Source organism: Synechococcus sp. Minos11 (assembly GCF_014279855.1).
Taxonomy (GTDB): domain Bacteria; phylum Cyanobacteriota; class Cyanobacteriia; order PCC-6307; family Cyanobiaceae; genus RCC307.
In genome coordinates this window covers 395,854-408,855 of sequence record NZ_CP047953.1, presented here as the reverse complement: position 1 = coordinate 408,855, position 13,002 = coordinate 395,854, and the positions used below count along the sequence as shown (strand labels likewise).

Sequence of the window (13,002 nt, the reverse complement as noted above, 5' to 3'; positions counted from 1 at the left end):
TCCATGCCTGAACGCGTACGCACCATCGTCTCGATGGGTTTGTTCGTGATCCTCAGTGGCTTTGTGGCCTTCAGTGCCATCAGGCTGGGCTGGCTGCTGTGGCAGCGCTTCTCAGGCTTGGCCTGACCCCTTCTCCTTCCGTTCTGCACTCCATGGCAGCTGATCCCCTCACCTCCGCCGTTAGCGATCGCATTTGCGCTCACATGAACGACGACCACGCCGAAGCGGTGGTGGCCTACGCGCGCCATTACGGCGGCGCTGAGAACCCCAGCCAGGCCCGCATGCTGAAGGTGGAACCCGAGCGGATGCTGCTGGATGTCGATGGCAGCGAGCTCAGCATCGCCTTTGATCACACCCTCAGCGACAGCGAAGACGCCCACCGCACTTTGGTGGCAATGCTGCGCGCCATGCCCCAACCGGGGAACGCTGACTAAGCCCCCAGCGGCTGGCCATGCATCGCCTCAGCGCCCTGGCGCTGGCAGCCCTTTGCAGTGGCTGCACAGCAGCGGCGCAGTACCGCCCATGGCCTGAAGCCACCCTGCCGCAGCCGGAGTTCATCACGGCGGGCTTCAACCACCGCCTCGGCAGCAGCTACATCAGCCCGCTGACGGGTCAAAGGCGCCCTGGCGACAACCTTGAGCAGCAGCTCATCACCGCCATAGCCGGAGCTCAACGGGAAGTGCTGGTGGCGGTTCAAGAGCTCACCCTGCCGGCCATTGCTGAGGCCCTGATCGAGCGCCACCGCGCTGGCGTGACGGTGAAGCTGGTGCTGGAGAATAACTACAGCGCCCCTTGGAGCCTGCAACATCCCGCGGGTCTGGAACCTCACCAGCAAAAGCGACTGCGCCGGCTTCAAAAGCTGGGCTGGAGCGATGCGATTGCGCTCTTGCAACGCGCTGGTGTGCCACTGCTGGATGACACCGCCGATGGCAGTGCTGGCAGCGGGTTGATGCACCACAAATTTGTGGTGATCGACCGCCAGCGGGTGCTCACGGGCTCAGCGAATTTCACCAGCTCCGGCCTCCATGGCGATGCCGGCCAAGCCAGCAGCCGCGGCAATGTGAACCACCTGCTGCAGCTGGAGAGCCCCCAGCTGGCAGGGCTGTTTGCCGAGGAGTTTGAGCAGCTCTGGGGTGATGGACCAGGCGGCAAGCCCGATAGCCGCTTTGGCCTGGGCAAAAACAGCCGCCGGCTGCAGCGAGCACACCTCGGCAGCGATCACGCCAGCGTGCTGTTTGCACCCCACCGGGGGAATAACCCCGATCACGGCCTCGCGCTGATTCGCCAGCAGCTGGAGCAAGCCCAACGCAGCATTGATTTGGCCTTATTTGTGTTCTCAGCCCAAGAGCTGGCCGATGTGCTGGCGCTCAAACGTGATCAGGGCGTTCAGATCCGGGTGCTGGTGGATCCAGGCTTTGCCCACCGCAGCTATTCCGAATGGCTTGATCTCAAGGGGCTGGCGATGGCCGACCACCGCTGCCGCCTGGAAGCTGGCAACAACCCTTGGGCCACGCCCTTGAAGAACGTCGGCACGCCGCGACTAAGCAGAGGCGACAAGCTGCATCACAAGTTCGCTGTGATCGATGGCCAAACCGTGATCACCGGCAGCTTCAACTGGAGCCCAGCGGCTGCCCACACCAACGACGAAACGCTCTTGGTAATCAACTCACCAACACTGGCGGCTCACTTCAGCCGTGAAATGGACCGGCTCTGGCAGAGCGCTGAGCTCGGCATTACCCCGCGGCTGCGGCACAAGCTGGAGCGCAGCCAACGGCTCTGCGGCCAGAGTCAAATCGCTGATTAATCGGCCAAACGCCAATCCAACACCTCACTGGCATGGAACGGCACCAGGCACTGCCCCTCCAGTTGTGCTGGCACCAATTGCGCCGTGCGCTCAAGCGTGATGGTGCCCTCATTGAGGGGAAGTTTGTAGAAGCGCGGGCCGTTTTCACTGGCAAACGCCTCGAAATGCTGCAGCGCGCCTTCGGCTTCAAACACCGCCAGATAGCTCTCCAGCGCAAAGGGCGCGTTGTAGATGCCAGCGCAGCCACAGCTGCTTTCCTTCCCGGCGCGGGGATGGGGCGCTGAATCCGTGCCCAAGAAAAACGAGGGATTGCCGCTGGTGGCCGCTTGGCGCAACGCCAAGCGATGGCGCTCCCGCTTGGCCACTGGCAAGCAATAGAAATCGCTGCGCAACCCGCCTTGGAACATGGCGTTGCGGTTGATGTGCAAATGGTGGGGCGTGATGGTTGCCGCCATCAGTGGGTCGCCATCAGCCACAAATTGGGCGGCCTGCTCGGTGGTGATGTGCTCAAACACCACGCGCAGCTGCGGAAACTGGCGGCGCAGCGGGATCAGATGCCGCTCAATAAACACCGCCTCTCGATCAAAGATGTCGATGTCGGGATCGGTGACCTCACCGTGAATCAACAGGGGCATATCGATGGCCTGCATCCGCTCCAAAACCGCTGTGATGCAGGCCAGATCACTCACCCCCGCCGCTGAATTGGTGGTGGCATTGGCTGGATAGAGCTTGGCGGCAGTGAACACGCCCTCTCGATGGCCGCGCTCCAGCTCATCAGGGCTGATGTCATCGGTGAGATAGGCCGTCATCAATGGGGTGAAGGCCATCCCAGCAGGCAATGCCGCCTCAATGCGCTGGCGATAGGCGATCGCCGCATCCACGGTGGTCACCGGCGGCCGCAGGTTGGGCATCACTATCGCGCGCGCAAATTGCCGCGCGGTGGCCGGCATCACCTGCTCGAGCATCACGTCATCACGCAAATGCACATGCCAGTCATCGGGCCTGCGCAGCACCAGCTGATCGGGAGCCGGAGTCATGAGCTGCAACGCACTGCCTTTATTTAAAGCAGCTGTGCCCTACGGTCGCAGGCGCTCTTCACCGTTGCCTGTGAGCAAAACGCCCAGCAGCCTGGCTGATCAGTGGCTGGGAAACCCCCAGCGCGACCTGCTCTCAGGCTTGGTGGTGGCTTTCGCCATGATCCCGGAAGCCATTGCTTTCTCGGGCATTGCGGGGGTGGATCCGCAGGTGGGGCTCTTTGGTGCCTTCTGCCTGTCGCTCACCATCGCCGTGGTGGGCGGCCGCATGGCGATGATCACCTCCGCCACAGGCTCCACAGCCCTGCTGATGACTGGGCTAGTGGCCACTGGCAACGCCCGCGGCGAAGGACTGGGTCTCAGCTATTTGCTGGTGGCCGGCATCCTCACAGGTGTTTTGCAGATCCTCTGGGGCTATCTGCGCCTGGCCTATCAAATGCGCTTTGTGCCCCAGGGGGTGCTGAGCGGCTTTGTGAATGCACTGGCCCTATTGATCCTGCAGGCCCAGTTCCCCCAACTCGGCATCAACCTGCACTTCGGCGAAACCGAAGCGGCCGGCCATGCCCATGACCTGCTGCCCCATGGCGCTCAGCTGCCAATCATTTGGGGCTTGGTGGTGTTGGGGCTCGTGATCATCTACGGCCTACCGCGCATCACCCGCGTGGTCCCCTCGCAGCTGGTGGCGATCGTGGTGCTGACGCTGATCAGCATCCTGTTTGGCTTTGATATCCCAACGGTGCGCAGCCTTGGTGAGCTGCCCTCGGGCCTGCCCAGCTTTGGCATCCCCTTTGGTGCCTTAGCTGATGGCCGCGTGCCATTCAATTTCGAAACCTTGGGGATCGTGTTGCCCACCGCCCTGGCCATTTCCTTGGTGGGCTTGATGGAAACCTTCCTCACCCAAGACATCCTCGACGACAAAACCGACAGCAACTCAAACAAGAACACCGAAGCCCGAGGGCAAGGCATCGCCAACATCGTGTCCTCGTTCTTTGGCGGCATGGCCGGCTGCGCCCTGGTGGGTCAATCGGTGATGAACATCGACAACGGCGGCCGCACCCGCCTCTCCACCTTCTTCTCAGGCGTCAGCTTGCTGGCGATGATCCTGTTGGCTCGGCCCTGGCTCGAGCAAATCCCGATGGCGGCCTTGGTGGCCGTCATGATCAGCATCGCCATCAGCACAGCCGATATGGCAGGCCTGCGCCGCTTGGCCCGCATCCCGGTGAGCGACACCTCGGTGATGCTGATGACCTTCGCCGTCACCATGCTCACCACCCCCCACAACCTGGCCTTGGGTGTGTTGGCCGGTGTGGCGCTGGCCGCCATCTTGTTCAGCCGCAAGGTGGCCAAGGTGATCCGCGTTGATGTGGAAGAGATGGGCCCCGATGCCCGCCGCTATGTGGTGAGGGGGCAGCTGTTCTTTGTCAGCAAGATCTATTTCTTGCAGGGATTTGATGTGCACGAGCACCCCGCCAAGATCACCATCGACATGTCGAATGCCCACATCTGGGATCAAAGCGGCGTGGGCGCCCTCAATCAGTTGATCCGCAAACTGCGCAAGGGCGGTTCACAAGTGGAGGTAGAAGGCCTCAACGAGGAAAGCCTCGACTTGTTTGAGCGCATCGGTGATGAGCAACCCGCCCATTGAATTCACGCCGCGGCCCATCTCTCCGCGGCAACGTTTTCTGCTTGGGGCAGGCCTGTTCACAGCCCTTGCCCTGGCTCTGCAGTTCTGGCGCATCTACACGCTCACGGCCACCTTTGATCAGGGGCTGTTTTTGCAGGAGATCTGGAGTGCCTTAGGCGGCCGGCCCTTTGAGAGCACGCTCGCTTCAGAGCTGTCATCACCGGTGCTGCTGGATAAAACAGCCCTGCCAACCCTGGGCTATCTGCACCTTGGCCAACACTTCACACCGCTGTTGCTGCTGTGGGTGCCGCTGGTGGCCCTACTGGGTCCCTGGAGCTTGCCCATCGTTCAGATCGGCCTGATCAGCGCTGGCGGCCTGGTGCTCTATGAACTGGCCCGCTGCGATCTCGATGAACGCATCGCCTGCTGGATCGCCCTGAGCTACTTCGCCAGCGGCACAGTGATTGGCCCCAGCTTGGAGAACTTCCACGACCTTTGCGCCGTTCCGGTGCTGGTGTTCAGCCTGCTGCTGGGCATTCGGCGCAGCAATCGCTGGCTGTATGGAACGGCCGCTCTGTTGCTGCCCTTGGTGCGCGAAGACGTGGGCCTGCTGGCCTTCAGCTTGGGCCTCTGGATGATGCTGCGCCAGCCCCGCTGGCGCTGGGCTGGAGTGGGGCTTTGCCTGTATGCCACCGCGGCGGTTGTTCTGATCACCAACACGGTTCAACCCCTTTTTGGCACTGAGGTCTCTGATCGGCTGCTGAGCGCCAGGTTCGGCCATTTCTTGAGTGATCAAGGCGGCAAGGGCTCCACCCTTGATCTGCTGCAGGCCATGGCCCTGCAGCCCCAACGCGTTGTGCAAGAACTGCTCACCCCTGTGGGGCCAACGCTGCAGCTACTCGTTGCCCTTTGGTTGCCACTGGGGTTCCTGCCAATCCTTGGCCTCGATGCTTGGTTGTTAATGGCGGTGCCTTTGTTCTTGGCCCTGGCAGCTCAAGGGGTGACAGCCCTCTCGATCAATCTGCGCTTCATGCTTTATCTGGTGCCAGGGGTGTTCGCTGGATCAGTGATCTGGTGGCGCTCACGCCAGGCCCTGTTTGAGCAGCGTTGGGTGCGGCGGCTCTGGCAAAGCTGCGCTGTGGCGTCAATGGTGTTTGCCTTAATCGGCAACCCCCACCACAGCCTGTCGATGCTGATTCCCGACAGCCTCAACCCGTGGGTCTACGTCTCCCCGTGGCAACAACTGCAGCGGGGCTACCAAAGCCGGACCCTGACCCGCAACATTCCCAAAGACGCCAGCGTCTCAGCCGAAACGCAATTGATTCCCATGCTGGCTGAACGGCGTGTGCTGCTGCGCTATCCCTTCAACTACCGCTACACCGATGAGCAGGGTCAAGCCCATGACGTCGAGTGGATCGTGTTGCAGCCGCGCTTTAAAGCCACCTATGCCCCAGCCTTCCGGCGGCAAGCCAACACCCTGGAGCACGGCATGAATCTGACCCAGCACTTGCTTGCGAGCGGCAGCTATGAGATCGCCCGTTGCGGGCCAAGCGGCATCCTGCTCAAGCACAGCAGCACCGGAAGAGCCGATGACCAGAGCGGGAATGCAGACCTTGCGCAATGCCTCAATCAAGAATTTGAACGCGCCCAGCAGGTGCTGAACCAGCGGCAGCGATGAACACCACCAACAACCAGCTGTGGGCCATTGCCTGCTGTTTCAACGAAGAAGCCGGCATCACCACATTCATCGAAGCCGTGCTGGCGCAGCCATCCGTTGATCGTCTCCTGCTGATCGACGATGGCTCACGCGATAACACCACTGGTGCCATCCGTCAGTGGATGGAGGCTCAACCACAAGCCCCGATCACGCTGGTGGAACTCACCCGCAATTTCGGCAAAGAGGCCGCCATGTTGGCGGGCTTGGATCAAGCCGTTGGCCGCTGCGGCGCGGTGATCCAAATTGATTCCGATCTGCAGCACCCACCAGAGCTGATCGCTGAGATGGTGCAGCATTGGCATGCTGGCGCCGAAATGGTGACGGCTGTTCGCGATGAGCGCGATCAAGAATCACGGCTCAAGATCCTAAGTGCGAGCGGCTTTTACAGGCTGTTCAACCGCATGGTCGACTCCATTGAGCTCACCGATGGCGCCGGCGACTACCGGTTGTTGAGCGCTCCCGTGGTGCAAGCCCTCACGGAGCTTCGGGAGAACGATCGTTTCTCCAAAGGGCTGTACCCCTGGACTGGCTTCCGCAGCGTCAACATCCCCTACCTCAGGCCACCGCGCAGCAGCGGAACCTCGGCTTGGAACCCTCGCCGACTCTGGCTCTATGCCCTCGATGGCATCTTCAGCTTTTCCGTCTTGCCCTTGAAGGTGTGGACCTTGCTGGGCTTGGTGATTTCGTTGCTGAGCCTGATCTACGCCTTCTACAGGCTCACGATCACCTTGGTCTTTGGCATCGACGTGCCCGGTTGGACGACGCTGGTGGTGGCGATCTTGTTCCTCGGCGGGGTGCAACTGATCGGCATTGGCATCCTCGGGGAATACGTCGGACGCATCTACATGGAAAGCAAACGTCGCCCGGCCTATTTCGTGCGCGACATCCACCCAGCTCCTGACAGCAAGGCCTGAGCCTCACGCTGGCGCCAAGGCGAGCGATAGAAGGCTTGCGACTCTGCAAAGCGCTCAAGCTCCCGGTCGCTCTGCAGCGGTTCAGAGGGATGCAGCAAGACCAACGCGTGCTGATGCTCCTGGCCCAGCAAACAAGCCCGCAGGCTGCGAAGTGAGGCCTGCAGGGCGCGATCACCCATGCGCCCAGTGCACAGCACCCCAGCAAACCATTTGTTGGTGGCAATGCCGCGAGCCGCCAAATCAGGGCGCTGCAGCTCACTGAGGGACTGCAACAGCAGCCATTTCAACCAGCCAGCACTCCGCAACACGCTCCACCACTCCCCAAGTGGCAGTCCCACTGGCAACGGTTCATGCACCGTGCGAACCCAAGCCAAAGGGTGCTGGGGACGGGACGCCATCAGCTGCCGCCACACCACCGGCATCAAGTGCACATGCTGATGGCCATCGACTTGCAGTGGGCGATCAGGCCACAGCGAACAAAAGCGATCGATCTGCGCATCCACTTCCAGACGCAATTGATGGCGTTGCCTGCGCAATTGAGGCCAATCCCATGACCGCGGCCAAAACGACAACAACAACAAGCGATGCACCTTGAGCTGAAGCTCACCCCGCCCGTTAAGCAGATCGGGGACCTGCTCTTGCTCAGCAATCGGCAGCCCCTCGGTGAGCACCAAATGCAACACCAAATTCAGCTGGGGGCGCAGGGCCACTCCAGCCACCGCCCCACTCAGATCGCTGCCATTGAGCATCACGCTGGTGCCTTGCAACAGCCCGCGGTCCGCCAACGCCAAGATCGAGGCATTGACCGCTGTGCAAAGGCCGAGGTCATCGGCATGGAACTGCAGGGCCGACGTCGCTAGCCCATCGCCGCGGCGTAGCCGCTGCACCTGATGGGCCGCCAGCCACCACACCAAAGCATTCACAGCCGTTGGCGTGAACACCAGCAGGGCAATGCCAACGGGATGGGTTGCCAACGGCGGCATCAGCTGGGGCAGGCCCAAACTCAGGCTGAGGTTGATCACCAGCTGCAGCAGCAACCACCGGCGCGGGAACAATTCCCCTGAGGTTTGCCGGCGAAACGTCAGCACGGCATGCAGGACATAGCCCCACAGCAATGCGGTGAGATAGCCCGCCACATTGGCCAGGGGCAATGGCGCCCCCAAGCGGGGCAGCAGCAGGAGCAGCAGCAGATGAATCGCTGCAGCACCGCCGCCCACCAGGGCGTAGCGAATCAGTGTCTGCAGCAAGACCAAGCCTCAGTTCAATCTGCGCTGGTCACAGTGCCATGAAGGACGCAGACTGGCAGCCCATGCATGCCCTCAGCCGATGTCTGGTCTGCTCCAAAACGCTGCAGCCATGGCGGTGGTGCCGCTCTTGACCCTCATCGCTGGCAGCGGCTTGGCCCAAACCAGCCCAGACCCACTGGCCGAGCCACTAACCAGAGACGAACTCAAGCCCACCTATTTCGCCATCGTCGAATGTGCGCGGCGCAATCAAGAGCCGGGCTGCCTCGCCGCCCGCCAATTGGCTGATGAGCTGATGGATCGACCCTTTGTGACGGCGTTCTGCAAAGACACGGCCTTTGCCGTGACCCAACAAGCCAAAACGGCCGAGATGAATTCCTTTGAGCGCAAAGAGGAATTGGTGCGACTAGCGCGCGACACGATGGATCTCTGCAAGGGCAAAGAAGACCCGCGTCCGGTTTATGGCGAGCTAGATGAGAACAAAACCAACGACAACAAGATCAACGTTCTCGATCTACTCAACTAAGCCTTATGGCTGGGCAGAGGTCAGCTTGAGAAAGTCGCTGGAGACCTGATCGAGCACGGAGAGGGGCTGAACACCACTGAGCACGTTGGCTTCCGCCAACTCACAGAGCTCGGGATTGCCATCGCCCTCATCACAGCGATTGGACACCTCGATCAGGGCATTGATCATCTTTCCCTGCAGGCAGGTTTCGGTGCCCGTGCGACCCAGAACCGCTTGCGAGGCCTCGCGCCCCTGCTGCACCGCTTCAGCCCAAGAGGTATCAGGCGCGGCCATTGCTGGTGTTGCAAGCAGAGCGAACCACCCAAGGCTGGTGAGCAGAAGTCGGCGTGCCATTGCTGCGGTGTTAGGTATATATCCAAGCTAGTGAGAAAATCGCTTTAGGTTGAGGCGCCCTTACGGCTTGCCGTGACGCTTTCCTCACCCAGCACTGAGTTCTCCGTGCAGCAGATCAAGCTGCCAGAAGCGTTTCAAGACCAGAAGCCTGGCACCTCGGGACTGCGCAAGAGCACCCAACAATTTGAGCAGCCTCACTACCTCGAAAGTTTTATCGAGGCGATCTTCCGCACCCTCCCTGGTGTGCAAGGCGGGACCTTGGTGGTGGGCGGTGATGGTCGCTACGGCAACCGCCGCGCCATCGATGTCATTACCCGGATGGCGGCAGCCCATGGACTGGGCCGGATTGTGCTGACAACCGGCGGGATCCTCTCCACCCCTGCCGCTTCCAACTTGATCCGCCAACGCCAGGCCATTGGCGGCATCATCCTCTCGGCCAGCCACAACCCTGGAGGTCCCAAAGGCGACTTCGGCGTCAAGGTCAATGGCGCCAACGGCGGCCCTGCCCCTGAATCTCTTACCGATGCCATCTACGCCTGCAGCCAGCAGCTCGATGGATACCGCATCGCCAGTGGAACCTCACTGCCCCTCGACGCCCCAGCCGAGCATCAAATCGGTGCGTTGCACGTGGAGGTGATCGACGGCGTCGACGACTACCTGCAACTGATGCAGCAGTTGTTCGACTTCGATCTGATCAGCGATTTACTCAAGGGCTCATGGCCAATGGCCTTTGACGCCATGCATGCCGTCACTGGTCCCTACGCCAGCAAACTTTTTGAGCAGCTCCTAGGAGCCCCAAGCGGGACCGTGCGCAACGGGCGCTGCCTCGAAGACTTTGGTGGCGGCCATCCCGATCCCAACCTCACCTACGCCAAAGACCTGGCGACGCTGCTGCTGGATGGTGATGACTATCGCTTTGGCGCGGCCTGTGATGGCGATGGCGACCGCAACATGATTTTGGGGCAGCGCTGCTTTGTGAACCCCAGCGACAGCCTCGCTGTCTTAACGGCGAACGCCACCTTGGTGAAGGGCTATGCCTCTGGCCTTGCCGGCGTTGCTCGCTCGATGCCCACCAGTGCCGCAGTGGATGTGGTGGCCAAGCAACTGGGGATCAATTGCTTTGAGACCCCCACCGGTTGGAAGTTTTTCGGCAACCTGCTCGATGCCGGACGCATCACCCTTTGCGGGGAAGAGAGCTTTGGAACCGGCAGTGATCACATCCGCGAAAAAGATGGCCTCTGGGCTGTGTTGTTTTGGCTCTCGATCCTGGCCAAGCGCCAATGCTCAGTGGCGGAGGTGATGCAGCAGCACTGGAGCACCTACGGGCGTCATTACTACTCGCGCCATGACTACGAAGGTGTCGAAACCGATCGGGCCCATGGGCTCTACAACGGCCTGCGCGATCTCCTTGGCGAGCTGACTGGAACCAACTTTGCCGATAGCCGCATCGCCAATGCTGACGACTTCGCCTACAGCGACCCCGTCGATGGCTCACTGACCCAGAAGCAAGGCCTACGTCTGCTCCTGGAGGACGGCAGCCGCATCATCCTGCGGCTCTCGGGAACCGGCACCAAAGGAGCCACCCTGCGGCTCTATCTCGAGCGCTATGTCGCCACTGGCGGCAACCTCGATCAAAATCCCCAGCAAGCCTTAGCCGGCATGATTGCGGCCGCCGATGCCCTCGCCGGCATCCGGTCAACCACCGGCATGGATGTCCCCACGGTGATCACCTGATTCCAATGGCGCCCCGCGCTTCTCGCCTTCTGCCCTCTTTAAGCCGAAGGCAACTGCAGCGGGTTGTGCTGGAAGCCGACACCCCAGGCGGCAGGCTCTACAACCTCATCATCTTTGGCACGATCCTGCTCAGCGTGGTGGGGCTGTTGCTCGAGCCACAACCGCTGAGCTTCAGCCGCGAGCTGCAACGAGGTGGAGCTGTCGTTTGGATCGACGGCTTCTGCCTGATCGTTTTTCTGATCGATTACCTGCTGCATGTGGCCCTGAGCCCGCAGCCATGGCGCTACATCCGCAGCTTTTACGGCGTCATCGATTTGATCGCCGTGCTGTTTTTCATGGTGCCGCAGATCAGCAGCGGCGTGGTGCTGTGGATGTTCAAATTTGGCCGCATCCTGCGGGTGTTCAAGCTACTGCGATTTGTTGATGAAGCCGATCGATTGCTGATCAGCCTGCGGGCCAGTGCGCGGCGCATCGCCGTCTTCATTCTGTTTGTAGTGATTCTGCAGGTGTTCCTCGGCTACTTGATGGTGCTGGTGGAAAGCGGTCACCCCAACAGTCAATTTCAAAGCGTTGGGCAAGGGGTCTACTGGGCTGTGGTGACGATGACCACCGTGGGCTACGGCAATGTGGTGCCGCAAACAGTGCTCGGACGGCTCCTAGCAGCAGCGGTGATGTTGCTGGGCTTCGGGATCATTGCCATCCCAACCGGCATCGTGAGTTATGAAGCCATCCGCCAAAGCCAAAACGACCAACGCCAATGCAGCCACTGCGGCTTTCAAGGTCACCGGCCGGGAGCTGAATTTTGCGATCGCTGCGGCACAGTGCTGCCGCTGGCGAAGCGCTAAGGCAAGTCGCTGCAGGGCGCAGCCACAGCCTGATCTGCTTTCGGCTTCACCGCCGTGCCCTGGCGCAGGGTGAGCAGATGGCTACTGATCAATTGCTCACCGGGCTCAAGGCCTGACAGCACGGGATAACAACTTTTTTGCAATGGCCCAAGGCTGACGGCCCGCTTGAGCGCAACCGGTGTGTCGTCCTTGAGCTGCTTGAAGTGTTGGCGCTGCTTGGCGTTGAGCTCACTGGCCGGCCCAATCACATACACAAAACTCTGGCCGGCACTGCGGATCACCGCATCAAACGGCACCGCCAACTGCCGACTGCTGCCAAAGCCCACCAAGGTGCGCACCCGCATGCCGCTGCGCAAGCGATTGCCAGGGTTGCTGAATTCCGCCTTGGCCAACAGCCCCTGGGTCGCCACCTTCACATCGGGGTCGACAAACTTCAGTTCGCCTTTGGCCAACTCAATGCCATTGGTGGGATCCAGCAGCCACACCGGCAAACCAGGCTTGGTGCGCTCCGCCATCGTCACAGGGATGGTGATCTGGGTGTAAAGACGGTCATTGCGCACAATCGCGGTGAACGGGTCGCGCTCTTTGACCACATCGCCGAGCTTGACGCTGAGGTCACTGACTTGACCGCTGATCGGGGCCCGCACGGTCTTGTAATCCAACCTGGTGCGAGCCACGCCCAGACCCGCCTCAGCGGCCTCAACCAAATCTTGGTTGGCTTCCAGCTTGGCTTGGCTGGCCAGGTAACTGGCCTTGAACGAGTCGAGGTCGAGCGCATTGGCTGCGCCCTCTTGAGCCAGGTAGCTGTAGCGCTCAAAGTTGCGCCTGTCGCGCTCAAGATCAGCTTGAACAGCGGCAACATCAGCGCGGCGCCTTGAGAGTTCGGCCTGCGCCCGAATCAATTCAGCGCGGCGTTCTTCACTGGAGAGCCGCAGCAGCACCTCCCCTTGCTCCACCTGTTGGCCTTCTTCAACGGGCAGCTCCACCACACGGCCATCGGCCAAAGCCGCCAACTGCACCTGATTCACCGCCTCCAACGTGGCGACGTAATCACCGAGCTCCCTGAACTGCTCAGGCTGGAGCACGGCAGTGGACACCTGCAGGGGCTTCGGGCCCTGACTGCCCAACCAGCTGCAGCCAGCCAAAGGGCACAAGGCCAACACAATCAACCCGCGGAAGAGGCGCACAGAACCATCCACTGCCCCTTCAGCCTGCCAGCTCTTGCTT

General features: G+C 61.2%; 13 protein-coding genes. 9 read left to right on the top strand and 4 right to left on the bottom strand.

What is annotated here, in order from left to right; translation table 11 throughout:
* Positions 1 to 3 precede the first annotated feature (3 nt).
* The 3 genes from SynMINOS11_RS12805 to SynMINOS11_RS02135 are packed head-to-tail and all read left to right on the top strand — an operon-like array spanning position 4 to position 1,804.
* Positions 4 to 126 (top strand): hypothetical protein, encoded by a 123-nt coding sequence (locus tag SynMINOS11_RS12805; RefSeq protein ID WP_255445451.1) that lies wholly within the window; start codon positions 4 to 6, stop codon positions 124 to 126.
* A gap of 26 nt (positions 127 to 152) precedes the next feature.
* Positions 153 to 434 carry a DUF2470 domain-containing protein gene (locus SynMINOS11_RS02140; RefSeq protein WP_011934829.1) on the top strand — a complete coding sequence of 94 codons (282 nt, stop codon included), beginning with the start codon at positions 153 to 155 and terminating at the stop codon, positions 432 to 434.
* Positions 435 to 451: 17 nt separating this feature from the next.
* Positions 452 to 1,804, top strand: a complete 1,353-nt coding sequence (locus SynMINOS11_RS02135; protein WP_186549556.1) for a phospholipase D-like domain-containing protein — start codon at positions 452 to 454, stop codon at positions 1,802 to 1,804.
* Here SynMINOS11_RS02135 and pyrC read toward each other — a convergent pair.
* On the bottom strand, positions 1,801 to 2,841 hold the full coding sequence (gene pyrC, locus SynMINOS11_RS02130; RefSeq protein ID WP_186549554.1) for a dihydroorotase: 1,041 nt from the start codon (positions 2,839 to 2,841) through the stop codon (positions 1,801 to 1,803). The two genes, SynMINOS11_RS02135 and pyrC, sit on opposite strands and share 4 nt — an antisense overlap.
* Here pyrC and SynMINOS11_RS02125 point away from each other — a divergent pair.
* From SynMINOS11_RS02125 to SynMINOS11_RS02115, 3 genes are read left to right on the top strand one after another with little or no spacing between them, the layout of a single operon-like run.
* Positions 2,840 to 4,483 (top strand): SulP family inorganic anion transporter, encoded by a 1,644-nt coding sequence (locus tag SynMINOS11_RS02125; RefSeq protein ID WP_255445450.1) that lies wholly within the window; start codon positions 2,840 to 2,842, stop codon positions 4,481 to 4,483. The genes pyrC and SynMINOS11_RS02125 overlap by 2 nt on opposite strands.
* Positions 4,464 to 6,140: a DUF2079 domain-containing protein gene (locus SynMINOS11_RS02120; protein WP_186549550.1), complete on the top strand. Its 1,677-nt coding sequence runs from the start codon at positions 4,464 to 4,466 to the stop codon at positions 6,138 to 6,140. Before SynMINOS11_RS02125 ends, SynMINOS11_RS02120 begins: the two co-directional genes overlap by 20 nt.
* Entirely contained in the window at positions 6,137 to 7,093 is a 957-nt protein-coding gene (locus tag SynMINOS11_RS02115) for a glycosyltransferase family 2 protein (protein ID WP_186549548.1), read from the top strand. The genes SynMINOS11_RS02120 and SynMINOS11_RS02115 overlap by 4 nt, the downstream gene beginning before the upstream one ends.
* Here SynMINOS11_RS02115 and SynMINOS11_RS02110 read toward each other — a convergent pair.
* Positions 7,048 to 8,340 carry a ChbG/HpnK family deacetylase gene (locus SynMINOS11_RS02110; RefSeq protein ID WP_186549546.1) on the bottom strand — a complete coding sequence of 431 codons (1,293 nt, stop codon included), beginning with the start codon at positions 8,338 to 8,340 and terminating at the stop codon, positions 7,048 to 7,050. The two genes, SynMINOS11_RS02115 and SynMINOS11_RS02110, sit on opposite strands and share 46 nt — an antisense overlap.
* 79 nt (positions 8,341 to 8,419) lie before the next feature.
* Here SynMINOS11_RS02110 and SynMINOS11_RS02105 point away from each other — a divergent pair, with 79 nt between their 5' ends.
* Entirely contained in the window at positions 8,420 to 8,863 is a 444-nt protein-coding gene (locus tag SynMINOS11_RS02105) for a hypothetical protein (RefSeq protein WP_186549544.1), read from the top strand.
* A 3-nt stretch (positions 8,864 to 8,866) separates the two neighbouring features.
* On the opposite strand, the gene SynMINOS11_RS02100 is transcribed toward SynMINOS11_RS02105, so the two are convergent.
* The gene (locus SynMINOS11_RS02100) at positions 8,867 to 9,196 is read right to left on the bottom strand and encodes a hypothetical protein (RefSeq protein ID WP_186549542.1); all 330 of its coding nucleotides are present in this window, start codon (positions 9,194 to 9,196) and stop codon (positions 8,867 to 8,869) included.
* A gap of 72 nt (positions 9,197 to 9,268) precedes the next feature.
* Between SynMINOS11_RS02100 and SynMINOS11_RS02095 the strand changes: the two genes are divergently transcribed.
* Together SynMINOS11_RS02095 and SynMINOS11_RS02090 are read left to right on the top strand one after the other, a co-directional pair.
* Positions 9,269 to 10,930, top strand: coding sequence for an alpha-D-glucose phosphate-specific phosphoglucomutase (locus tag SynMINOS11_RS02095; RefSeq protein ID WP_186549540.1), 1,662 nt, complete (start codon positions 9,269 to 9,271; stop codon positions 10,928 to 10,930).
* Between the two features lie 5 nt (positions 10,931 to 10,935).
* Entirely contained in the window at positions 10,936 to 11,775 is an 840-nt protein-coding gene (locus SynMINOS11_RS02090; RefSeq protein ID WP_186549538.1) for an ion transporter, read from the top strand.
* Here SynMINOS11_RS02090 and SynMINOS11_RS02085 read toward each other — a convergent pair.
* Positions 11,772 to 12,962 (bottom strand): efflux RND transporter periplasmic adaptor subunit, encoded by a 1,191-nt coding sequence (locus SynMINOS11_RS02085; protein ID WP_186549536.1) that lies wholly within the window; start codon positions 12,960 to 12,962, stop codon positions 11,772 to 11,774. The genes SynMINOS11_RS02090 and SynMINOS11_RS02085 overlap by 4 nt on opposite strands.
* Positions 12,963 to 13,002 lie beyond the last annotated feature (40 nt).

Excerpts from the sequence above, each read along its gene's own strand:
- SynMINOS11_RS12805 (WP_255445451.1), top strand. The coding sequence starts at position 4 with ATGCCTGAACGCGTACGCACCATCGTCTCGATGGGTTTGTTCGTGATC.
- SynMINOS11_RS02140 (WP_011934829.1), top strand. The coding sequence starts at position 153 with ATGGCAGCTGATCCCCTCACCTCCGCCGTTAGCGATCGCATTTGCGCT.
- SynMINOS11_RS02135 (WP_186549556.1), top strand. The coding sequence starts at position 452 with ATGCATCGCCTCAGCGCCCTGGCGCTGGCAGCCCTTTGCAGTGGCTGC.
- SynMINOS11_RS02125 (WP_255445450.1), top strand. The coding sequence starts at position 2,840 with ATGAGCTGCAACGCACTGCCTTTATTTAAAGCAGCTGTGCCCTACGGT.
- pyrC (WP_186549554.1), bottom strand. The coding sequence starts at position 2,841 with ATGACTCCGGCTCCCGATCAGCTGGTGCTGCGCAGGCCCGATGACTGG.
- SynMINOS11_RS02120 (WP_186549550.1), top strand. The coding sequence starts at position 4,464 with ATGAGCAACCCGCCCATTGAATTCACGCCGCGGCCCATCTCTCCGCGG.
- SynMINOS11_RS02115 (WP_186549548.1), top strand. The coding sequence starts at position 6,137 with ATGAACACCACCAACAACCAGCTGTGGGCCATTGCCTGCTGTTTCAAC.
- SynMINOS11_RS02105 (WP_186549544.1), top strand. The coding sequence starts at position 8,420 with ATGTCTGGTCTGCTCCAAAACGCTGCAGCCATGGCGGTGGTGCCGCTC.
- SynMINOS11_RS02100 (WP_186549542.1), bottom strand. The coding sequence starts at position 9,196 with ATGGCACGCCGACTTCTGCTCACCAGCCTTGGGTGGTTCGCTCTGCTT.
- SynMINOS11_RS02090 (WP_186549538.1), top strand. The coding sequence starts at position 10,936 with ATGGCGCCCCGCGCTTCTCGCCTTCTGCCCTCTTTAAGCCGAAGGCAA.